General features: G+C 61.7%; 18 protein-coding genes. 15 read left to right on the top strand and 3 right to left on the bottom strand.

Annotated features, from left to right (window positions below; translation table 11 throughout):
- Nucleotides 1-113: 113 nt before the first annotated feature.
- The 11 genes from ABE456_RS09780 to ABE456_RS09730 all read left to right on the top strand — a co-directional run bounded on the left by ABE456_RS09780 (nucleotide 114) and on the right by ABE456_RS09730 (nucleotide 14,143).
- Complete coding sequence (locus ABE456_RS09780) at nucleotides 114-2,918, top strand: LPS-assembly protein LptD (RefSeq protein ID WP_346643715.1); 2,805 nt, start codon at nucleotides 114-116, stop codon at nucleotides 2,916-2,918.
- Nucleotides 2,893-4,218, top strand: coding sequence for a peptidylprolyl isomerase SurA (gene surA / locus ABE456_RS09775; protein WP_346643714.1), 1,326 nt, complete (start codon nucleotides 2,893-2,895; stop codon nucleotides 4,216-4,218). Before ABE456_RS09780 ends, surA begins: the two co-directional genes overlap by 26 nt.
- The gene (gene pdxA, locus ABE456_RS09770) at nucleotides 4,215-5,204 is read left to right on the top strand and encodes a 4-hydroxythreonine-4-phosphate dehydrogenase PdxA (protein ID WP_346643713.1); all 990 of its coding nucleotides are present in this window, start codon (nucleotides 4,215-4,217) and stop codon (nucleotides 5,202-5,204) included. The genes surA and pdxA overlap by 4 nt, the downstream gene beginning before the upstream one ends.
- Nucleotides 5,201-6,001: a 16S rRNA (adenine(1518)-N(6)/adenine(1519)-N(6))-dimethyltransferase RsmA gene (rsmA, locus tag ABE456_RS09765; protein ID WP_028699058.1), complete on the top strand. Its 801-nt coding sequence runs from the start codon at nucleotides 5,201-5,203 to the stop codon at nucleotides 5,999-6,001. The genes pdxA and rsmA overlap by 4 nt, the downstream gene beginning before the upstream one ends.
- A 205-nt stretch (nucleotides 6,002-6,206) precedes the next feature.
- Entirely contained in the window at nucleotides 6,207-6,587 is a 381-nt protein-coding gene (gene apaG / locus ABE456_RS09760; RefSeq protein WP_346643712.1) for a Co2+/Mg2+ efflux protein ApaG, read from the top strand.
- Nucleotides 6,587-7,453: a symmetrical bis(5'-nucleosyl)-tetraphosphatase gene (locus ABE456_RS09755; protein WP_346643711.1), complete on the top strand. Its 867-nt coding sequence runs from the start codon at nucleotides 6,587-6,589 to the stop codon at nucleotides 7,451-7,453. The genes apaG and ABE456_RS09755 overlap by 1 nt, the downstream gene beginning before the upstream one ends.
- Nucleotides 7,454-7,467: 14 nt before the next feature.
- Entirely contained in the window at nucleotides 7,468-7,797 is a 330-nt protein-coding gene (gene glpE, locus ABE456_RS09750) for a thiosulfate sulfurtransferase GlpE (RefSeq protein ID WP_025337456.1), read from the top strand.
- 283 nt (nucleotides 7,798-8,080) lie between these two features.
- A complete protein-coding gene (locus tag ABE456_RS09745; protein ID WP_060499069.1) occupies nucleotides 8,081-10,003 on the top strand; it encodes a PrkA family serine protein kinase in 1,923 nt (640 codons plus the stop codon).
- Nucleotides 10,004-10,144: 141 nt separating this feature from the next.
- Nucleotides 10,145-11,416: a YeaH/YhbH family protein gene (locus ABE456_RS09740; protein WP_056805533.1), complete on the top strand. Its 1,272-nt coding sequence runs from the start codon at nucleotides 10,145-10,147 to the stop codon at nucleotides 11,414-11,416.
- Nucleotides 11,413-12,981, top strand: coding sequence for a SpoVR family protein (locus ABE456_RS09735; protein WP_346643710.1), 1,569 nt, complete (start codon nucleotides 11,413-11,415; stop codon nucleotides 12,979-12,981). Before ABE456_RS09740 ends, ABE456_RS09735 begins: the two co-directional genes overlap by 4 nt.
- Nucleotides 12,982-13,036: 55 nt before the next feature.
- A complete protein-coding gene (locus ABE456_RS09730) occupies nucleotides 13,037-14,143 on the top strand; it encodes a multifunctional CCA tRNA nucleotidyl transferase/2'3'-cyclic phosphodiesterase/2'nucleotidase/phosphatase (RefSeq protein ID WP_346643709.1) in 1,107 nt (368 codons plus the stop codon).
- Between the two features lie 110 nt (nucleotides 14,144-14,253).
- Here ABE456_RS09730 and folK read toward each other — a convergent pair whose 3' ends face one another.
- Together folK and folB are read right to left on the bottom strand one after the other, a co-directional pair.
- Nucleotides 14,254-14,763 carry a 2-amino-4-hydroxy-6-hydroxymethyldihydropteridine diphosphokinase gene (gene folK / locus ABE456_RS09725; RefSeq protein WP_346643708.1) on the bottom strand — a complete coding sequence of 170 codons (510 nt, stop codon included), beginning with the start codon at nucleotides 14,761-14,763 and terminating at the stop codon, nucleotides 14,254-14,256.
- Nucleotides 14,754-15,110: a dihydroneopterin aldolase gene (gene folB / locus ABE456_RS09720; RefSeq protein ID WP_009682799.1), complete on the bottom strand. Its 357-nt coding sequence runs from the start codon at nucleotides 15,108-15,110 to the stop codon at nucleotides 14,754-14,756. The genes folK and folB overlap by 10 nt, the downstream gene beginning before the upstream one ends.
- Nucleotides 15,111-15,184: 74 nt before the next feature.
- Between folB and plsY the strand changes: the two genes are divergently transcribed.
- Complete coding sequence (gene plsY, locus ABE456_RS09715; protein WP_346643707.1) at nucleotides 15,185-15,754, top strand: glycerol-3-phosphate 1-O-acyltransferase PlsY; 570 nt, start codon at nucleotides 15,185-15,187, stop codon at nucleotides 15,752-15,754.
- A 15-nt stretch (nucleotides 15,755-15,769) separates the two neighbouring features.
- On the opposite strand, the gene tsaD is transcribed toward plsY, so the two are convergent.
- Complete coding sequence (tsaD, locus tag ABE456_RS09710) at nucleotides 15,770-16,795, bottom strand: tRNA (adenosine(37)-N6)-threonylcarbamoyltransferase complex transferase subunit TsaD (protein WP_346643706.1); 1,026 nt, start codon at nucleotides 16,793-16,795, stop codon at nucleotides 15,770-15,772.
- Nucleotides 16,796-16,999: 204 nt separating this feature from the next.
- Between tsaD and rpsU the strand changes: the two genes are divergently transcribed.
- From rpsU to rpoD, 3 genes are all read left to right on the top strand, one after another.
- Nucleotides 17,000-17,215, top strand: a complete 216-nt coding sequence (gene rpsU, locus ABE456_RS09705) for a 30S ribosomal protein S21 (RefSeq protein ID WP_003255575.1) — start codon at nucleotides 17,000-17,002, stop codon at nucleotides 17,213-17,215.
- Nucleotides 17,216-17,518: 303 nt separating this feature from the next.
- Entirely contained in the window at nucleotides 17,519-19,501 is a 1,983-nt protein-coding gene (dnaG, locus tag ABE456_RS09700) for a DNA primase (RefSeq protein WP_346643705.1), read from the top strand.
- Nucleotides 19,502-19,568: 67 nt separating this feature from the next.
- The gene (rpoD, locus tag ABE456_RS09695) at nucleotides 19,569-21,419 is read left to right on the top strand and encodes an RNA polymerase sigma factor RpoD (RefSeq protein WP_346643704.1); all 1,851 of its coding nucleotides are present in this window, start codon (nucleotides 19,569-19,571) and stop codon (nucleotides 21,417-21,419) included.
- Nucleotides 21,420-21,658 lie beyond the last annotated feature (239 nt).

Here is a 21,658-nt window from a genome sequence, read left to right as displayed (position 1 = left end):
GCCCTAGCCGTCAAGCGGGTCATGCTTTATTATCCAGCATCTTTTTCAGACCATCGAGAGGCGTGCGGCCCCACACGCGGGCAGATGGCACGCAGGAAGCCCGGACTAATAAGATGGCATTGAAATCCCCCGCGTTTCGTAGAAAGTTTCCGTTGCTGGTAACCGGCGGTCTGCTGGCCCTGCAACCTCTGGCCACGTCGTACGTGGTGGCAGCCGAACAGTTCGACTGCCAAGTGTCCGCCGCCGGCGGTTGGGACTGCAAGCCCAAGGCCCCAGTCAACAACCTGCCGCCGCGCCCGGTGCACGAGGGTGCAGCCGTCAGTTCCGGTACCGAAGCCGCGAGCGAAGCCGAAACCGCGGACCAGCCGATGCTGGTTACCGAGGCCAAGGGCCGTGGCCTGAAGTCGCGCAGCGAAGACTACAGCCACCTGGACTGGGTCCCGCGTGAAAAGCTCACCGCCGCGCAGCTGGCCGAAACCGGCCCGTACTGCGGCGGTGCGTACATCGAGCCAACCCGCCCAGGCATGGCCGACACCACGCCGAAAGACGAGTCGCCGACCTACATCAACGCCAAGGTATCCAAGTACCAACAGGAGCAGCAGATCGCTACCCTCGCCGGTGACGTGGTGATGCGCCAGGGCAGCATGCAGGCCGAAGCCGACGAGGCCAACCTCTACCAGGCCGAGAACCGTGGCGAGCTCAAGGGCAACGTCAAGATCCGTGACAACGGCTCGCTGGTAGTGGGTGACGAGGCACAGATCCAGCTCGACACGGGCGAAGCCCAGGTCGACAACGCCGAATACGTGATGCACAAGTCGCACATCCGCGGCAACGCCCTGTACGCCAAGCGTGGCGAAAACGCCATCATCCGCCTCAAGGACGGTACGTACACCACCTGCGAACCGGGCAGCAACGCCTGGCAGCTGAAGGGCAACAACATCACCCTGAACCCGGCCACCGGTTTCGGTACCGCGACCAACGTTACGCTGCGGGTCAAGGATTTCCCGGTGTTCTACACACCGTACATCTACTTCCCGATCGACGACCGTCGCCAGTCCGGCTTCCTGCCGCCATCGTTCAGCTCCAGCAGCGATACCGGCTTCATGCTGGTCACGCCGTACTACTTCAACCTGGCGCCCAACTACGACGCCACGTTGTACCCGCGTTACATGGCCAAGCGCGGCCTGCTGATGGAAGGCGAGTTCCGCTACCTGACGCCTTCGAGCGAAGGCCAGTTCGGTGCCGCGTACCTCAACGACAAGAACGACGACCGCAAAGAGCAGACTGACTACAAAGAACAGCGCTGGATGACCAACTGGCAGCACAAGGGCGGGCTCGACGAGCGCCTGATGGCCGAGGTGGACTACACCGATATCAGCGACCCGTTCTACTTCCAGGACCTGGAGTCCGACCAGATCGGCGTGGAAAGCCGCGACCTGCTGAACCAGCAGGGTGCGCTAACCTACCGTGGCGACAGCTACACCGCGCGCTTGAACGTACATGCCTACGAGATGGCCACCATCTCGCAGATCACGCCGTATGATCGCCTGCCACAGGTTACCTTCAACGGTACGCTGCCGTTCAAACCGGGTGGGCTGAACCTGGGCTACGAGACAGAAGCGGTACGCTTTGACCGTGACCTGAAAAACGACTTCGTTCTCGACGAAGATGGCAACCCGGACAGTAGTGCAGGGGTTCCAGGCCGACGTCTCGACGAAAACATCTTTGGTGTTGCCCGTGCCAACGGTACGCGCCTGAACGTCGCCCCTTCCATCAGCCTGCCCATGCAAGCCAGCTACGGCTTTATCACGCCGAAGCTGAAGTACATGTACACGCACTATGACCTTGACCTGGACAGCAAGGGCAAGCAGGACCTGATCGATAACCCTGGCAGAACCGCCCTCTACGGCGACTTCAAGAGCAACCAGGACCGCGACGTTCCAATCTTCAGCGTCGACAGTGGCCTGTATTTCGACCGCAACACATCCCTGTTCGGCACGAACTACAAGCAAACCCTTGAGCCGCGCCTGTTCTATCTTTATGTTCCGTACAAGGACCAGGTGGACATCCCGCTGTTCGACACGGGTGAAACCCTGTTCAGCTACGACTCGCTGTTCCGCGACAACCGCTTCAGCGGCACCGACCGCATCGGCGACGAGAACAAGCTGTCGCTGGGCGTGACTACCCGCTGGATCGAAGACAACGGCTTCGAGCGCCAGAACTTCAGCATCGGTCAGGCGTACTACTTCAAGGATCGCAAAGTCCAACTGCCGGGTATCGATTACCGCACTCGCAGCGACGCGCAATCCGACGTATCGCCGTACGCGCTGCTGTACAACTACTACTTCAACCGCGACTGGCGCTTCAATTCGGACTTCAACTGGGACCCGGACAGCCGCAGCACCCGTTCGGGCAGCGCGATGTTCCACTACCAGCCTGAAGACAACCCGAACAAGATCGTCAACCTCGGTTATCGCTACCGTAACGACACCATTTCCTATGACTCCACAACGGGTCAGTGGAAAGTGGGCGGTGGCGACTACGGCACCCCGGGTAGCCCGAACTACATCAAGGACTACTACAAGATCCAGCAGCATGATTTCTCGGTCATCTGGCCGGTCGTTCCACAATGGAACGTTATCGCGCGCTGGCAGCATGACTACAACCGTAACCGCACCCTGGAAGCCATGGGCGGTTTCGAATACGACAACTGCTGCTGGAAGCTACGCCTGATCAACCGTTACTGGATCGATTACGACGACTTCAGCCAAGCCCTCCCGGCGAACGAAAAAGGCGACCACGGCATCTTCCTTCAGATCGTCCTGAAAGGCCTCGGTGGCGTAGTTGGCAACAAGGTCGAATCTTTCCTCGACCAAGGCATTCAAGGTTACCGTGAACGTGAAGACCAAGCTTATTGATCGTCTGCGCCCAGTGTTGCTGGGCGCCGCTTTGCTGAGTGGCGCGGTGCATGCCGCGGTGCAACCTATTGATCGGGTGGTGGCCATTGTCGATAACGACGTGGTCATGCAAAGCCAGTTGGACCAGCGTGTCCACGAAGTACAGCAAACCATCGCCAAGCGCGGCGGCGGCGTGCCGCCAACTGGTGCCTTGGAACAGCAGGTGCTGGAACGCCTGATCGTCGAGAACCTGCAGCTGCAGATCGGCGAGCGCTCCGGCATCCGCATCACCGACGAAGAGTTGAACCAGGCCATCGGCACCATTGCCCAGCGCAATGGCATGTCGCTGGACCAGTTCCGCGCCGCACTGGCCCACGATGGCCTGTCGTTCGACGACGCCCGCGAGCAGGTCAAGCGCGAGATGATCATCAGCCGCGTGCGCCAGCGCCGCGTGGCCGAGCGCATCCAGGTGTCCGAGCAGGAAGTGAAAAACTTCCTCAACTCGGACATGGGCAAGATGCAGATGTCGGAAGAGTACCGCCTGGCCAACATCCTCATCCCAACCCCGGAAGCGGCCAACTCGGACGACATCCAGAAGGCTGCGCGCAAGGTCGGCGATGTCTACCAGCAGCTCAAGCAAGGCGCTGACTTTGGCCAGATGGCGATTGCCAACTCGGCCAGCGAAAACGCCCTGGAAGGCGGCGAAATGGGCTGGCGTAAAGCCGCCCAGCTGCCACCTGACTTCGCCAAGATGCTCAGCAGCATGCCCATTGGTGAAATCACCCAGCCGATCCGCATCCCCAACGGCTTCATCATCCTCAAACTCGAGGAGAAGCGTGGTGGCAGCGAGAACGTGCTGCGTGACGAAGTGCACGTGCGCCACATCCTGATCAAGCCAAGCGAGATCCGCAGCGAAGCGGCCACCGAGCAGTTGGCCGAGCGCCTGTATGATCGCATCAAGAACGGCGAAGACTTCGGCGAGCTGGCCAAGAGCTTCTCGGAAGACCCGGGTTCGGCGCTTAACGGCGGCGACCTCAACTGGGTAGACCCGAACAGCCTGGTACCGGAGTTCCGTGAACAGATGGCCAACGCCCAGCAAGGCGAAGTAACCAAGCCGTTCAAGACCCAGTACGGCTGGCACGTTCTGGAAGTGCTGGGCCGCCGTGCCACCGACAGCACCGAGCAGGCGCGTGAGCAGCAGGCCCTGAACGTGTTGCGCAACCGCAAGTACGACGAAGAGCTGCAAACCTGGCTGCGCCAGATCCGCGACGAAGCCTACGTTGAAATCAAGCTGCCTGGCGCTGACCAGGCCGCCCAGTGAAGCCCCTGCGCTTCGCCGTCACCCCCGGCGAGCCAGCCGGCATAGGCCCCGACCTGTGCCTGCTGCTTGCCGCAGACGCCCAGCCTCACCCCCTGATCGCCATCACCAGCCGTGACCTGCTCGCCGAGCGGGCCACGCAGCTGGGGCTGGCCGTCAAGCTGCTGCCGGTAGCGCCGGGCCAATGGCCCGAGCAGCCAGCAGCAGCGGGTAGCCTGTACGTCTGGGATACCCCCCTGGCGGCCCCGGTAGTGCCAGGCCAGCTCGACAAAGCCAACGCGGCGTTCGTGCTGGAAACCCTGACCCGTGCCGGGCAAGGCTGCCTCGACGGGCATTTCGCCGGCATGATTACCGCCCCTGTGCACAAGGGCGTGATCAACGAAAGCGGTATCGCCTTCTCCGGGCATACCGAATTCCTCGCCGAACTGACCCACACCGCGCAAGTGGTAATGATGCTGGCTACCCACGGCCTGCGTGTGGCCCTGGTGACCACACACCTGCCGCTGCGTGAAATTGCCGACGCCATCACTGCCGAGCGCGTCGAGCGCGTTACCCGTATCCTGCATGCCGACTTGCGCGACAAGTTCGGCATTGCCAACCCGCGCATCCTGGTGTGCGGCCTCAACCCGCACGCGGGTGAAGGCGGCCACCTGGGCCGCGAGGAAATCGACATCATCGAGCCGACCCTGGCCCGCCTGCGCAGCGAAGGCATGGACCTGCGCGGGCCACTGCCGGCCGATACCCTGTTTACCCCCAAATATCTGGAGCACTGCGACGCGGTGCTGGCGATGTACCACGACCAGGGCCTGCCCGTACTCAAGTACAAAGGCTTTGGCGCTGCAGTGAACGTGACCCTGGGCCTGCCGATCATCCGCACGTCGGTTGACCACGGCACCGCCCTGGACCTGGCCGGTAGCGGCAAGGTCGACACCGGCAGCCTGCGCGTCGCGCTGGAAACCGCCTACCAGATGGCCGAGAACCGACCATGAACGAGCAATACCAACACCGGGCACGCAAGCGCTTCGGCCAGAACTTCCTGCACGACGCCGGCATCATCGACCGCATCCTGCGTGCCATCAATGCCAAGGCCGGCGAACACCTGCTGGAAATCGGCCCGGGCCAGGGCGCCCTCACCGAAGGCCTGCTGGGCAGTGGCGCACAGCTGGACGTGGTGGAACTGGACAAGGACCTGGTGCCGATCCTGCAGCACAAGTTCGCTGACCGCAGCAACTTCCGCCTGCACCAGGGCGACGCCCTGAAGTTCGACTTCAACCAGCTGGGCGTGCCACCGCGCAGCCTCAAGGTGGTGGGCAACCTGCCCTACAACATCTCCACCCCGCTGATCTTCCACCTGCTCAGCCATGCCGGGCTGATCCGCGACATGCACTTCATGCTGCAGAAGGAAGTGGTCGAGCGTATGGCCGCCGGCCCTGGGGGTGGCGACTGGGGGCGTTTGTCGATCATGGTGCAGTACCACTGCCGGGTCGAACACCTGTTCAACGTTGGCCCGGGCGCGTTCAACCCGCCGCCGAAAGTGGACTCGGCCATCGTTCGCCTGGTGCCACACGAAGTGCTGCCACACCCGGCCAAGGATGCAAAACTGCTGGAGCAGGTGGTACGCGAGGCGTTCAACCAGCGCCGCAAGACCCTGCGCAACACCATGAAGGGCCTGCTCGACAGCGCGGCCATCGAGGCAGCGGGCGTGGACGGCAGCCTGCGTCCGGAGCAGCTGGACCTGGCCGCCTTCGTGCGCCTGGCCGACCAGTTGGCAGACCAGCAAGCCTGATTTCGCCTGTACCGGCCTCTTCGCGGGTGAACCCGCTCCCACAATGGCTGCACACATTTCAAGCCGTGTGCGACTCCTGTGGGAGCGGGTTTACCCGCGAAGAGGCCGGCGCTCACAACAAAGACCACAAGCCTTACACCGCTGGCCCTCCCCCCTGCCAATGGCCTAGACTGCATTATTGCGTCAGTTCGCCCAAGGCCTTTGCATGTCCGATCCCCGCTATCAGATCGACGTCAGCGTCGTGACCCGTTACCTCAAAGAACAATCCGACCCCGAAAACAGTCGTTTCGCTTTCGCCTACACCATTACCGTGCAGAACAACGGCTCGCTCAAGGCGAAGTTGATGTCGCGCCACTGGCTGATCACCAACGGTGACGGCGAGGTGGAGGAAGTGCGCGGCGCTGGCGTGGTTGGCCAGCAACCCAACATCGACCCTGGCCAAAGCCACACCTACAGCAGCGGCGCGGTCATCAGCACCCGCGTGGGCACCATGCAGGGCAGCTACCAGATGTTCGCCGAAGACGGTAAACGCTTCGACGCCGAGATCGCCCCGTTCCGCCTGGCGGTGCCAGGGGCGCTGCACTGATGGCTACCTACGCCATCGGTGACCTGCAGGGCTGCCTGCAGCCACTCAAGTGCCTGCTCGATCGCGTCAGCTTCAACCCGGCCGTCGACCGCCTGTGGCTGGTTGGCGACCTGGTCAACCGCGGCCCCGAGTCGCTGGAAACCCTGCGTTTCCTCTACGCCATGCGCCAGTCGCTGGTCTGCGTGCTGGGCAACCATGACCTGCACCTGCTGGCTGCCTGGCACAACGTCGAGCGCCTGAAGAAAAGCGACACCCTGCGCGAGATCATCGAAGCGCCGGACGCCGACCAACTGTTCGACTGGCTGCGCCAGCAAAAGCTGCTGCATTACGATGAGCCCCGTGGCATCGCCCTGGTTCACGCCGGCATTCCACCACAATGGACCCTGGGCAAAGCCCTGGAGCTGGCCGCCGAAGTCGAGGAAGTACTGCGTGACGATGGCCGCCTGCAGCTTTACCTCGACGGCATGTACGGCAATGAGCCGAACAAGTGGAGCAAGAACCTCGCCGGCATCGAACGCCTGCGGGTCATCACCAACTACTTCACCCGCATGCGCTTCTGCACCGCCGAGGGCAAGCTCGACCTCAAGAGCAAGGAAGGCCTGGGTAGCGCGCCCAAAGGCTACAAGGCCTGGTACGCGCACAAGGACCGCCGCTCGCGCCACGTGAAAATCATCTTCGGCCACTGGGCCGCGCTGCAAGGTGAGGTCGACGAACCTGGCGTAATCGCCCTGGACACCGGCTGCGTATGGGGCGGCGCCATGACCCTGTACAACGTCGACAGCGGCGAGTACCACCGCTGTGACTGCGCCGACGACGGCACCATCCGCGCACCGGCACAACCCACTACACTGAACGATCAACCCTGAAGAGAGCCGTACCCATGAGCGAATTCAAGCGCATCCCTCCCGAACAGGCCCTGGCCCTGCGCGCGCAAGGTGCGGTAGTCGTCGACATTCGCGACCCGCAGGCCTTTGCCGCCGGCCACATCACCGGTGCCAAACATCTGGATAACCATTCGGTTGCCGAGTTCATCCGCAATGCCGACCTCGATGCCCCGACCCTGGTGGTGTGCTACCACGGCAACTCCAGCCAGAGCGCTGCCGCCTACCTGGTCGGCCAGGGCTTCTCGGACGTATACAGCGTCGACGGCGGCTTTGAGCTGTGGCGCGCCACCTACCCGGCCGAGACCGCCCAAGGCACTGCCGAATAATTTTTTCATTTTTCCTGCAGCCCGCGCCCCATGCGGGCTTGCGGCTTATCAGACGAACGGTCGTTCGTAACTTCTGCCTACCTCGCCCCTTGACCTTGCAGATAACCAACTACGCTTAAGCTCAGGCCATCCAAAAAAGGGGAGAGCCGGTACACCGGCGTGCGGGTCATCGGTAGCGTTACAGGGTGTTCTGGGGGGTATACAGCAATCGGCGAACCCGGTTGCATGCCAGCATCAGCTGACTGATCCGGCGTCGTCTCCACGTATCGAGCGAGGTGACGTCATGAGTATTTTTAGCCACTTCCAACAACGTTTCGAGTCTACGCGCCAGGAAGAACTCTCGCTGCAGGAGTACCTCGAGCTGTGCAAAGAGGATCGCAGTGCCTACGCATCGGCGGCCGAACGGCTGTTGCTGGCCATCGGTGAGCCAGAGCTGATCGACACCTCTACCAACTCCAGGCTGTCGCGCATCTTCTCCAACAAGGTTATCCGCCGCTATCCGGCCTTTGCCGACTTCCATGGCATGGAAGAGTGCATCGACCAGATCGTGTCGTACTTCCGCCACGCCGCCCAAGGCCTGGAAGAGAAGAAACAGATCCTCTATCTGCTGGGCCCGGTGGGCGGCGGCAAGTCGTCGCTGGCCGAAAAACTCAAGCAGCTGATGGAAAAGGTACCGTTCTACGCCATCAAAGGCTCACCGGTATTCGAGTCGCCCTTGGGCTTGTTCAACGCCACCGAAGATGGGGCTATTCTCGAGGAAGAGTTCGGTATCCCACGGCGCTACCTGAACACCATCATGTCGCCCTGGGCCACCAAGCGCCTGCAAGAGTTTGGCGGGGATATCTCCAAGTTCAAGGTGGTGAAACTCTACCCTTCGATCCTTAACCAGGTCGCCATTGCCAAGACCGAACCCGGCGATGAGAACAACCAGGACATCTCTGCCCTGGTCGGCAAGGTCGATATCCGCAAACTCGAAGAATACCCACAGAACGACGCCGACGCTTACAGCTACTCGGGCGCGCTGTGCCGGGCCAACCAGGGCCTGATGGAATTCGTCGAAATGTTCAAGGCGCCGATCAAGGTCCTGCACCCCTTGCTCACCGCCACCCAGGAAGGCAACTACAACAGTACCGAGGGCCTTGGGGCGATTCCCTATACCGGTATCCTGCTGGCCCACTCCAACGAATCGGAGTGGCATACCTTCCGTAACAATAAGAACAACGAAGCGTTCATCGACCGGATCTACATCGTCAAGGTGCCGTATTGCCTGCGCGTCAGCGACGAGATCAAGATCTACGACAAGTTGCTGGTCAACAGTTCGCTGTCCAAGGCCCATTGCGCGCCAGACACACTCAAGATGCTGGCGCAGTTCACTGTGCTTTCACGCCTCAAGGAGCCAGAAAACTCCAACATCTACTCGAAGATGCGCGTTTACGACGGGGAAAACCTCAAGGATACCGATCCAAAGGCCAAGTCGATCCAGGAATACCGCGACTCCGCCGGTGTCGACGAGGGCATGAACGGCCTTTCAACGCGCTTCGCCTTCAAGATCCTGTCCAAGGTCTTCAACTTCGACCCACATGAAATTGCGGCGAACCCGGTGCACCTGCTGTATGTACTGGAGCAACAAATCGAACAGGAACAGTTCCCGGCCGAAGTACGCGAGCGCTACCTGCGCTACCTGAAGGAATACCTGGCACCGCGCTACATCGAGTTCATCGGCAAGGAAATCCAGACCGCCTACCTGGAGTCCTACAGCGAATACGGGCAAAACATCTTCGACCGCTATGTGCTGTATGCCGACTTCTGGATCCAGGACCAGGAATACCGCGATCCGGAAACCGGCGAGATCCTCAACCGCATCGCCCTCAACGAAGAGCTGGAGAAGATCGAGAAACCGGCGGGCATCAGCAACCCGAAAGACTTCCGCAACGAGATCGTCAACTTCGTACTGCGTGCACGCGCCAACAACAACGGCAAGAATCCAAGCTGGCTGAGCTATGAAAAGCTGCGGGTAGTGATCGAGAAGAAAATGTTCTCCAACACCGAAGACCTGCTGCCAGTCATCAGCTTCAACGCCAAGGCCAGCAAAGAGGATCAGAAGAAACACAACGACTTCGTCACCCGGATGGTGGAGCGTGGTTATACCGACAAACAGGTGCGCCTGCTGTCGGAATGGTACCTGCGGGTCAGGAAATCGCAATAAAGCGGCAAGCTACAAGCCGCAAGCTCCAAGCCGCCCAGCGCCGAGCGCAAGCCCGGCGCTGCAGCTTGCAGCAGCGGTGGCTGCTCTTTCTTGCAGCTTGAAGCTTGTGGCTTGCAGCTGCTCCCAGCTACCGGAGGGACCATGAGCTACGTTATAGACCGACGCCTGAACGGCAAGAACAAGAGCACGGTCAACCGCCAGCGTTTTCTGCGGCGCTACCGTGAGCACATCAAGAAAGCCGTCGAAGAGGCGGTGAGTCGCCGTTCCATCATGGACATGGAACATGGCGAACAGATCAGTATTCCGGGGCGCGACATCGACGAGCCGGTGCTGCACCATGGTCGTGGGGGCAAACAGACCATCGTGCACCCTGGCAACAAGGAATTCACAGCTGGCGAACACATCCCCAGGCCGCAAGGCGGAGGGGGCGGCGGCGGCCGTGGCAAGGCCGGCAATTCCGGCGAGGGCATGGACGAGTTCGTCTTCCAGATCACCCAGGAAGAGTTCCTTGAATTCATGTTCGAAGACCTCGAACTGCCCAACCTGGTCAAACGTCACCTGACCGGGGCCGACACCTTCAAGACCGTGCGCGCCGGTATCGCCAACGAAGGCAACCCGTCACGCATCAACATCGTGCGCACCCTGCGCTCGGCCCACGCCCGGCGTATCGCCCTGACCGGCAGCAGCCGCGCGCTGCTGCGCGAAGCACAAAAGGAACTCGACCGCCTGCGGGTCGAAGAGCCGGACAACTTCACCGATATCCAGGAAGTCGAGCAGGAAATCGAACGCCTGAAGGCACGCATCAACCGCCTGCCCTTCCTCGACACTTTCGACCTCAAGTACAACTTGCTGGTCAAGCAGCCCAACCCCAGCTCCAAGGCGGTGATGTTCTGCCTGATGGACGTGTCTGGCTCGATGACCCAGGCTACCAAGGACATCGCCAAGCGCTTCTTCATCCTGCTGTACCTGTTCCTCAAGCGTAACTATGACCGCATCGAGGTGGTGTTCATCCGCCACCACACCAGCGCCCGTGAAGTCGACGAGGAAGAATTCTTCTACTCGCGGGAAACCGGCGGCACTATCGTCTCCAGTGCGCTCAAGCTGATGCAGGAGATCATGGCCGAGCGCTACCCGGCCAGCGACTGGAACATCTACGCCGCCCAGGCCTCCGACGGCGACAACTGGAACGACGACTCACCGATCTGCCGCGAAATCCTGTCCAAGCAGATCATGCCGCATGTGCAGTACTACACTTACGTGGAAATCACCCCCCGTGAGCATCAGGCGCTGTGGTATGAATACGAGCGCATCGGCGAAGGCTTCCCCGACACGTTCGCCCAGCAGCAGTTGGTATCGGCCGGCGACATCTACCCGGTCTTCCGTGAACTCTTCCAGCGCAGGTTAGCCACATGACCGCCAGAGCACAGAGACGCCAACCTATTTCCACCGGGTCCGAGTGGACGTTCGAACTGATCCAGGCCTACGACCGGGAAATCAGTCGGCTGGCCGAGCGTTACGCCCTGGACACCTACCCCAACCAGATCGAGGTGATCACTGCCGAGCAGATGATGGACGCCTACGCCTCCGTCGGCATGCCGCTGGGCTACCACCACTGGTCCTACGGCAAACAGTTCCTCAGCACCGAAAAGTCGTACAGCCGCGGCCAGATGGGCCTGGCCTACGAGATCGTGATCAACTCCGACCCGTGCATCGCCTACCTGATGGAAGAAAACACCATGTGCATGCAGGCACTGGTGATCGCCCACGCCTGCTACGGCCACAACAGTTTCTTCAAGGGCAACTACCTGTTCCGCACCTGGACCGACGCCAGCTCGATCATCGACTACCTGGTGTTCGCCAAGCAGTACATCGCACGCTGCGAAGAGCGCCATGGCATCGATGCCGTGGAAGACCTGATCGACTCCTGCCATGCCCTGATGAACTACGGTGTCGACCGCTACAAGCGCCCTTACCCAATCTCTGCCGAAGAGGAGCGGCGCCGGCAACAGGAACGCGAAGAGCACCTGCAGCGGCAGATCAACGACCTTTGGCGGACCATTCCGAAAAGTGCAGAAAAGGGTAACGACCGCGATGATGGGCGCTACCCCGCCGAACCGCAGGAAAACATCCTGTATTTCATCGAGAAGAATGCCCCGCTGCTTGAACCCTGGCAGCGCGAAGTGGTGCGCATCGTGCGCAAGATCGCCCAGTACTTCTACCCGCAACGCCAGACCCAGGTGATGAACGAAGGCTGGGCAACGTTCTGGCACTACACGCTGATGAACGACCTGTACGACGAAGGGCTGATCACCGAAGGCTTCATGATGGAGTTTTTGCAGTCACACACCAGCGTGGTGTTCCAACCCGGCTACGACAGCCCGTACTACAGCGGCATCAACCCCTACGCGCTGGGCTTTGCAATGTACACCGACATCCGGCGCATGTGCGAAAACCCGACCGAGGAAGATCGCCACTGGTTCCCCGAAATTGCCGGCAGCGACTGGCTTTCTACCATCAAGTTCGCCATGAGCAGCTTCAAGGACGAGAGTTTCATCCTGCAGTATCTGTCGCCCAAGGTGATGCGCGACCTCAAGCTGTTCAGCATCCTCGATGATGACCAGCGTGACGACCTGCTGGTACCCGCCATCCATGACGAAGCCGGTTACCGGATCATCCGCGAACAGCTGGCGGCACAGTACAACCTGGGCAACCGTGAACCTAACGTGCAGATCTGGAGCGTCGACCGCCGCGGCGACCGCTCGCTGACCCTGCGCCACCAACAACACAACCGTAAACCGCTGGGCGACTCGACCGATGAAGTGCTCAAGCACCTGCACCGCCTGTGGGGCTTCGATATCCACCTGGAGACCGTTCAAGGCGAGCAAGTGATGAAGACCCACCACATGCCACCACGCGGTGAGCATGGCGAAAGCGCTGATTACGGGCGCATGGACCTGGCTGTCATCCACCACCTCTAGTGCAACCCTGTGGCTGCCGACGGGTTATCCTGTCGGCAGTTATGGAGAGCTGCACATGCACATCTACAAAGTCGGCGGCGCCGTGCGCGACCGCCTGCTCGGCCGCCCCGTCAGCGATATCGACTGGCTGGTGGTTGGCGCCACAGTCGAAGAAATGCACGCCAAGGGCTATCGGCCGGTCGGTGCCGATTTCCCGGTCTTCCTGCACCCGAAAACAGGCGAGGAATACGCCCTGGCACGCACCGAGCGCAAGAGCGGGCGCGGCTACGGCGGCTTCACCTTTCACGCCAGCCCGGACGTAACCCTGGAAGAAGACCTGATCCGCCGTGACCTCACCATCAATGCGATGGCCGAGGACGAAGCGGGCACGGTGTACGACCCTTACCATGGCAAAGACGATCTGGATAAGCGCCTGTTACGCCATGTTTCCCCGGCATTCGCCGAAGATCCCCTGCGCGTACTGCGCGTTGCGCGCTTTGCTGCCCGGTATGCACCACTGGGTTTCCGGGTTGCCGACGAGACCCTGGCACTGATGCGCCAGATCAGTGCCTCGGGCGAGTTGCAGGCACTGACCGCCGAGCGCAGCTGGAAGGAAATCGAGCGGGCACTGATGGAAGCGCGACCACAGGTATTCTTCGAGGTGCTGCGTGCTTGCGGTGCCCTGCAGGAGCTGCTGCCTGAGCTTGAAGACGATTCCCAGGCCCTGGCTGCGCTGGAGCAAGCGGCGGCGCACGAACAGCCCCTGCACGTACGCTGGGCCTGCCTGCTGCACCCGCTGGCCCCTGCCTCGATCAAAGCCGTCAACCAGCGCCTCAAGGCGCCGCGGGAATGCCAGGAACTGGCGCTGCTGACAGGGGAGTGCCTGGTGCAGGCCAGTCAGTCGCTGGAGCTGCCTGCCACGGCGCTGCTGGGCCTGCTGCAGAAGTTCGATGTGTACCGGCGGCCGCAGCGCTTCGAGGATTTCATTGTTGCCTGCGAGATGGCGGCGCTGGGTGATGACAAGTCGGGTTATCCACAGGCCGAGTATTTGCGATGCGCAGCGACGGCGGCGCGGGCGGTGGATGTGAAGCCGCTGGTGCAGGCCGGGCTGACTGGCCAGGCGCTGGGCGAAGCGCTCAAAGCTGAGCGGCTGAAAGCGCTTGAGGCTTACCAGCAAGGTTAGACATTCCGGCCTCTTCGCGGCTAAAGCCGCTCCCACAGGCACTGCGCCAATGCCAAGTGCTGTGCAATCCCTGTGGGAGCGGCTTGAGCCGCGAAAGGGCCGGTACAGGCTTATGCTGGAGTCAGCTGCAACCCACGCCACTCAAACGCAACCGGGGCAAGCACCTGGTCGATCTGTGCTTCTTGCCACAACTGCGCCATGCTCCTGCCCGCCCCCGGATGCACCAGCTCGGGTGCCAGCAGCGACAGCGGCCACAGCACAAAGGCATTCTTCAGGATCTCGGCCCGGGGCAGTACCAGCCCATCGAAGGTGCCGTGCAAATCGTCATACATCAGCACGTCGATATCCAGCGGCAGCCCCTTGCGGTCTGGCGCATAGCGGCCGTTGTCAGCCTCGATGAACTTCAGCCGGCGGTCCAGTTCGATCAGCGGCAGCGCGGTTTGCCCGGTCACCACGAAATTGATGAACGGCCCGCTCTTGATCCCCACCGCCTGGCTTTCGAAAGCCGGCGAACAACGCATGCCGGTCAGGATGTCGGCCAACGCATCGAGCCCGGCGCACAAATGCGCCTCACGGTCGATATTGCTGCCAAGGCCAAGGTAAACCGTGCTCAGAGACATCCGCGCTCGATCTCCACGCCAACACCACCACGGGCCGCCGGCACCGCACCCGGCTTGGTCAGCTTCAGCCGCACCCATGGGATGTGGAACTCTTCCATCAAAGCAGCCACCAGACGCTCGGCGAAGGTTTCCACCAGCTCGAAACGGGCCTGCTCGGCAAACGCCTGGATGCGCGCCGACACACTGGCGTAGTCCAGCGCCAGGTTCAGGTCGTCGCCGGCCGCGGCCGGGCGGTTGTCCCAGGCGAAGCTCAAGTCCAGGCGCAAGCACTGGCGAATATCCCGCTCCCAGTCATAGGCACCGATGACGGTATCGACTTCCAGGCCTTCGATGAACACTCTGTCCAAGCACTTCTCTCCACAGCACGACAAGGGCGACTGGCGCCGTTAGAATCAGGGCGTCCTCGCCCGGAATAGTTAGCATGTTTTGGTTACTGGCGTTACTCGCCTACCTGCTCGGCTCGCTGTCCTTCGCCATTGTCCTCAGCCGCCTTTCGGGCAGCCCGGACCCGCGTTCCAGCGGCTCAGGCAATGCCGGCGCCACCAACATGCTACGCCTGGCAGGCCGCAAACTGGCGATCCTGACCCTGCTTGGCGACCTGTGCAAGGGCCTGTTGCCGATATTGCTAGCCCGCCTTGCCGGGCTGGACCTGCAGGCGCAGGCCTGGGTTGGCGTGTGCGCGGTGCTGGGCCACCTGTTCCCGCTGTACTTCTGCTTCCGCGGCGGCAAGGGCGTGGCGACTGCTGCCGGCATGCTCATGGGCCTGTACTTCCCGGCCGCGCTACTGGCCATCGGCGCCTGGCTGCTGACCTTCTACCTCACCCGCACCAGCTCGCTGGCGGCGCTGATCGCCACCCCGCTGACCTTGCCATTGCTGGCCTGGCGCGAGCCCGAGGCACTCCTGCCGATCAGCGTGCTGACGGTGATGATCGTGTGGCGACACCGCAATAATCTGCGCGACTTGTTTGCCGGGCGCGAAAGGCACTTCTGACAAGCCAGCAGGCCTTCACACCGGCGGCAACTGCTCCATTGGCCAACGTGCCTGCACGCTGATCGCCAGGTCCTGCTGCTGCCCGGCCAACAGCCGCTGGCAGCCGGCGTAGGCGATCATCGCGCCGTTGTCGGTGCAGAACTGTGGACGCGCGTAGTAAACATTGCCCTTCATACCGGCCAGCATATCCTCCAGCGAGGCACGCAGCGCCTTGTTGGCACTCACGCCGCCAGCAATGACCAGGCGCTTGAGCCCCGTCTGCTTGAGGGCACGCTTGCACTTGATGGTCAAAGTTTCCACCACCGCCTGCTGGAATGCCAGGGACACGTCGCAACGGGTTTGCTCACCGTCGTCGCCAGCTTCCTTGCATTGCTGCCAGGTGTTGAGGGCGAAAGTCTTGAGACCACTGAAGCTGAACTCAAGGCCCGGACGATCGGTCATCGGCCGCGGGAACACGAAGCGGCCAGGCACGCCCTGCTCCGCCAGGCGCGCGATTTCCGGGCCGCCGGGGTAATTCAGGCCTATCAGCTTGGCAGTCTTGTCGAACGCTTCGCCGGCGGCGTCGTCCAGGCTCTCGCCCAGCAGCTCGTACTGGCCGATGCCATCAACCCGAACCAGCTGGGTATGGCCACCGGAAACCAACAAAGCGACGAACGGAAACTCCGGTGGGTTTTCTTCCAGCATGGGCGCCAGCAAGTGGCCTTCCATGTGGTGCACGCCGATGGCCGGGATGTCCCAGGCAAAGGCCAGCGCCTGGGCGCAGGAAGCACCCACCAGCAAGGCGCCGACCAGGCCAGGGCCCGCGGTATAGGCGATGGCGTCGATCTCGGTGGCGACGCAGCCAGCCTCGTCCAGCACCTGGCGGATGAGCGGCAGCATGCGCTTTACGTGGTCACGCGAGGCAAGCTCGGGCACCACGCCGCCGAACACGCGGTGCAGGTCGATCTGGCTGAACAGTGCGTCGGCCAACAAACCGCGTTCACTGTCGTATAATGCGACGCCAGTTTCGTCGCAGGATGTTTCCAATCCCAGTACTAGCATGGGTTCGTCCCTTGTGGGGGCTGAATTCGAAGCCGCGCATGATAGTCCCCGTGTCGGATGCCGACCAGCGGTTTTCGATCAGAGGCTTTGCATTCCGGCTTGCTAAGGGTTAACATCCGCAACCCTTGAAAACCGACGTTCTCCAGCACACCTTTGTTTTGCCAGGAGCACGTCTACCCCGGTAATGAATTAAGGTAGCCCTGGATGCCAGCCGTCAAAGTTAAAGAGAACGAACCCTTCGACGTAGCTCTGCGTCGTTTCAAGCGCTCCTGCGAAAAAGCCGGTGTACTGGCTGAAGTTCGTAGCCGCGAGTTTTACGAGAAGCCGACCGCAGAGCGTAAGCGCAAGGCAGCTGCTGCTGTTAAGCGTCACGCCAAGAAAGTTCAGCGCGAACAGCGCCGCGCCGTTCGCCTGTACTAATACAGGCGTTCTACGCAAAGCTTCTGCCCTGCCCGGCTAACCGCCGGGCGATGGCAGTGGTCGCTTCAAACTTGAGCAGCTAGCTCAAGGCCCTGCACAAGCTTCATGCGAACTGCATAGGGGCAACCTGCCTGAAACGTCAGAGCTGGTCCTTCTTGTTGTATGACCAGACGTGCACGTCCGACTGACGGGCCCTCAGGGGCTGGCGACGAGCACACATTCCCTCGCACTTCCCCAAGCGGCACTCGCCCCATTCGGCGCGTGAGCGATTAGACTTGCCAGTTGCCAGATGACGAGACTGCCATGGCCGGGCTGATTCCCCAGAGTTTCATTGACGACCTGATCAACCGCCTCGATATCGTCGACGTGGTGAGTTCGCGCGTTCAGCTGAAAAAAACCGGCAAGAATTACTCCGCCTGCTGCCCGTTCCACAAGGAAAAGACCCCTTCCTTCACGGTCAGCCCCGACAAGCAGTTCTACTACTGCTTCGGCTGCGGCGCCGGTGGCAACGCCCTGGGCTTTGTCATGGACCACGACAACCTGGACTTCCCCCAGGCCGTCGAGGAACTGGCCCGCGCCGCCGGCATGGAAGTGCCCCGCGAGCAGGGCCGCCGTGACAACAAGCCTCGCCAGCCTACCGACTCGCCGCTGTACCCGCTGCTGGATGCCGCCTCGGAATTCTACCGCCAGGCCCTGCGCAGCCACCCGACCCGCAAGGCGGCGGTGGACTACCTCAAGGGCCGCGGCCTGTCCGGGGAAATCGCCCGCGACTTTGGCCTGGGCTTTGCCCCGCCTGGCTGGGACAACCTGCTCAAGCACCTGGGTGCCGACACCCTGCAGCAAAAGGTGATGATCGATGCCGGCCTGTTGATCGAGAACGCCGAAAGCGGCAAGCGCTACGACCGCTTCCGCGACCGGGTGATGTTCCCGATCCGCGACAGCCGTGGGCGCATCATCGCCTTTGGTGGCCGGGTGCTCGGCGACGACAAGCCCAAGTACCTGAACTCCCCGGAAACCCCGGTGTTCCACAAGGGCCAGGAGCTGTACGGGCTGTACGAGGCGCGCAAGCACAACCGCAACCTCGACGAGATCATCGTCGTCGAGGGCTACATGGACGTTATCGCCCTGGCCCAGCAGGGCCTGCGCAATGCCGTGGCCACCCTCGGCACCGCCACCAGCGAGGAGCACCTCAAGCGCCTGTTCCGCGTGGTACCCAGCGTGCTGTTCTGCTTCGACGGCGACCAGGCCGGGCGCAAGGCCGCCTGGCGTGCACTGGAGTCGACCCTGTCAAACCTGCAGGACGGCCGCCGGGCGCGCTTCCTGTTCCTGCCCGAAGGTGAAGACCCGGACAGCCTGGTGCGCGCCGAAGGCACCGATGCCTTCAGGGCCCGCATCAACCAGCACGCCCAACCGCTGGCCGACTACTTCTTTGAGCAACTGGGCGTCGAAGCCGACCCGCGCTCGCTGGAAGGCAAGGCGCACATGGCGACCCTGGCCGCACCGTTGATCGAAAAGATCCCCGGCGCCAACCTGCGCCAGCTGATGCGCAACCGCCTGAAGGAAATTACCGGCCTCGACCCGCAACAGGTCGAACAACTGGCGCAACAGGCCCCGGCTGCCAGCAGCGTGCCCGATTACGACCCTGGCTACGATTACGACGCCATGGCCAGCTACACACCCGACTACGGCGACATGCCGCAGCACGACTACGCCCCCGTGCACCAGGAGCCGGAGTGGAAGCCGAACAAAGGCGGTGGCAAGAAACAGTGGAGCGAAAAGCCCTGGGACAAGAACCGCAAGGGCGGCAAACCCTGGCAGCAACGTGACGAAGCACCGCCACGCGTGCCGGCACCGGTCGAACCGCCTACCCTGGCGGCCCTGCGTACCCTGCTACACCACCCGCTGCTGGCCGGCAAGGTGGAAGACGCCAGCCACTTCGCCGATGAAGAACACCTGTACAGCCAGCTGTTGGTGGCATTGATCGAAGCCGCACAGAAAAATCCTGGGCTAAGCTCAATGCAGTTGATCGCACGTTGGCATGGTACCGAACAGGGCCGCCTGCTGCGGGCCCTGGCAGAAAAGGAATGGCTGATCGTGGCCGACAACCTTGAACAACAGTTTTTCGACACTATAACTAGCTTGTCCGCCCGCCAACGCGAGCGCAGCCTGGAACAACTGCTCAGGAAATCACGTCAAAGCGAATTGACCAGCGAGGAAAAAACCCAGCTCCTCGCCCTGCTGAGCCGGAATGTTCCCGCACAAACGCCGACCTCATCTGGCGCGTGAGGCCCATGCTCGGGTATAATCCTCGGCTTGTTTTTTGCCCGCCAAGACCTTCAGTGGATAGGGTGTTATGTCCGGAAAAGCGCAACAGCAGTCTCGTATCAAAGAGTTGATCACCCGCGGTCGTGAGCAGGGCTACCTGACTTACGCGGAGGTCAACGACCACCTGCCTGAGGATATTTCAGATCCGGAACAGGTGGAAGACATCATCCGCATGATCAACGACATGGGGATCAACGTATTCGAGAGTGCTCCGGATGCGGATGCCCTTCTGTTGGCGGAAGCCGACACCGACGAAGCCGCGGCCGAAGAAGCCGCTGCTGCGTTGGCGGCAGTTGAAACCGATATCGGCCGCACGACCGACCCGGTGCGCATGTACATGCGCGAAATGGGTACTGTCGAGCTGCTGACCCGCGAAGGCGAGATCGAAATCGCCAAGCGAATCGAGGAAGGCATCCGTGAAGTGATGGGCGCCATCGCCCACTTCCCGGGTACTGTCGACTACATTCTCGGCGAATATGACCGCGTCACCGCCGAAGGTGGCCGTCTGTCCGATGTTCTCAGCGGTTACATCGACCCTGATGACAACATCGCCGCACCAACCGAAGAAGTACCGGTCCCTGGTGCCAAGGCCCCTGCGGTCAAGGAAGAGTCGGACGACGAAGACGAAGAAAGCGAAGGCAGTGACGACGAGGAAGAGGCCGAAAGCGGTCCCGACCCTGTAGTTGCAGCCCAGCGTTTCGGTGCGGTCAATGACCAGCTTCAGGCCACCAGCAAGGTGCTGAAGAAACACGGTCGTGCCCACAAGGAAAGCATCGAGGCCTTGCAGGCCCTGGCCGACCTGTTCATGCCGATCAAGCTGGTACCGAAGCAGTTCGAGGTACTGGTCGAGCGTGTACGTGACGCCCTGAACCGTCTGCGCCAGCAAGAACGTGCCATCATGCAGCTGTGCGTGCGTGACGCCCGCATGCCGCGTGCCGACTTCCTGCGCATGTTCCCGAGCAACGAAACCGACCAGACCTGGAGCGGTGACCTGGCCAAGCGCAACACCAAGTGGGCTGCCGCCCTGGGTGAAAAGGACGCTGCCATCGTCGCTTGCCAGCAAAAACTGATCGACCTTGAGACCGAAACCGGCCTGACCGTTGCCGAGATCAAGGAAATCAACCGTCGCATGTCGATCGGTGAAGCCAAGGCCCGCCGCGCCAAGAAAGAAATGGTCGAGGCGAACCTGCGTCTGGTGATCTCCATCGCCAAGAAGTACACCAACCGTGGCCTGCAGTTCCTCGACCTGATCCAGGAAGGCAACATCGGTTTGATGAAAGCGGTGGACAAGTTCGAATACCGTCGCGGCTACAAGTTCTCGACCTACGCCACCTGGTGGATTCGTCAGGCGATTACCCGTTCGATCGCCGACCAGGCACGCACCATCCGTATTCCGGTGCACATGATCGAAACGATCAACAAGCTCAACCGCATTTCCCGCCAGATGCTGCAGGAAATGGGTCGCGAACCGACCCCGGAAGAGCTGGGCGAGCGCATGGAAATGCCTGAGGACAAGATCCGCAAGGTACTGAAGATCGCCAAAGAGCCGATCTCCATGGAAACCCCGATCGGTGACGACGAAGATTCGCACCTGGGCGACTTCATCGAGGACTCGACCATGCAGTCCCCGATCGACGTAGCCACGGTCGAAAGCCTCAAGGAAGCCACCCGCGACGTGCTCTCGGGCCTGACCGCACGCGAAGCCAAGGTGCTGCGCATGCGTTTCGGTATCGACATGAACACCGACCACACCCTCGAAGAGGTGGGCAAGCAGTTTGACGTAACGCGTGAGCGTATCCGTCAGATCGAAGCGAAGGCGTTGCGCAAACTGCGCCACCCGACTCGCAGCGAGCACCTGCGAAGCTTCCTCGACGAGTGATGACAAAACCCCGGCCCAGGCCGGGGTTTTTCTTTTCTGCTTGCTGCCCTGCACATGCACGGTCCCTGTGGGAGCGGCGGTGCGGCGGTCCGACGTGCCCGCGAACACCGGCGCAGCCGGTGCCATCCATCGCGGTGGCAGCTTCGCGGGCATGCCCGCTCCCACAGGGATGGCACATGCCTCTAGTCAGATATAGCCGCCCCACACCTGCAAGGCCCTGTTGTATCTGACAAAAGACC

It is taken from the genome of Pseudomonas sp. TWI929 (assembly GCF_039673335.1).
GTDB lineage: Bacteria > Pseudomonadota > Gammaproteobacteria > Pseudomonadales > Pseudomonadaceae > Aquipseudomonas.
Note: the sequence above shows the minus strand (reverse complement) of the source record. Positions and strands in the feature narration are given on the sequence as shown.

Excerpts from the sequence above, each read along its gene's own strand:
- tsaD (WP_346643706.1), bottom strand. The coding sequence starts at position 16,795 with ATGCTAGTACTGGGATTGGAAACATCCTGCGACGAAACTGGCGTCGCA.
- ABE456_RS09740 (WP_056805533.1), top strand. The coding sequence starts at position 10,145 with ATGAGCTACGTTATAGACCGACGCCTGAACGGCAAGAACAAGAGCACG.
- glpE (WP_025337456.1), top strand. The coding sequence starts at position 7,468 with ATGAGCGAATTCAAGCGCATCCCTCCCGAACAGGCCCTGGCCCTGCGC.
- ABE456_RS09730 (WP_346643709.1), top strand. The coding sequence starts at position 13,037 with ATGCACATCTACAAAGTCGGCGGCGCCGTGCGCGACCGCCTGCTCGGC.
- rpoD (WP_346643704.1), top strand. The coding sequence starts at position 19,569 with ATGTCCGGAAAAGCGCAACAGCAGTCTCGTATCAAAGAGTTGATCACC.
- rpsU (WP_003255575.1), top strand. The coding sequence starts at position 17,000 with ATGCCAGCCGTCAAAGTTAAAGAGAACGAACCCTTCGACGTAGCTCTG.
- plsY (WP_346643707.1), top strand. The coding sequence starts at position 15,185 with ATGTTTTGGTTACTGGCGTTACTCGCCTACCTGCTCGGCTCGCTGTCC.
- ABE456_RS09735 (WP_346643710.1), top strand. The coding sequence starts at position 11,413 with ATGACCGCCAGAGCACAGAGACGCCAACCTATTTCCACCGGGTCCGAG.
- ABE456_RS09780 (WP_346643715.1), top strand. The coding sequence starts at position 114 with ATGGCATTGAAATCCCCCGCGTTTCGTAGAAAGTTTCCGTTGCTGGTA.
- ABE456_RS09745 (WP_060499069.1), top strand. The coding sequence starts at position 8,081 with ATGAGTATTTTTAGCCACTTCCAACAACGTTTCGAGTCTACGCGCCAG.
- dnaG (WP_346643705.1), top strand. The coding sequence starts at position 17,519 with ATGGCCGGGCTGATTCCCCAGAGTTTCATTGACGACCTGATCAACCGC.
- ABE456_RS09755 (WP_346643711.1), top strand. The coding sequence starts at position 6,587 with ATGGCTACCTACGCCATCGGTGACCTGCAGGGCTGCCTGCAGCCACTC.
- rsmA (WP_028699058.1), top strand. The coding sequence starts at position 5,201 with ATGAACGAGCAATACCAACACCGGGCACGCAAGCGCTTCGGCCAGAAC.
- folK (WP_346643708.1), bottom strand. The coding sequence starts at position 14,763 with ATGTCTCTGAGCACGGTTTACCTTGGCCTTGGCAGCAATATCGACCGT.
- apaG (WP_346643712.1), top strand. The coding sequence starts at position 6,207 with ATGTCCGATCCCCGCTATCAGATCGACGTCAGCGTCGTGACCCGTTAC.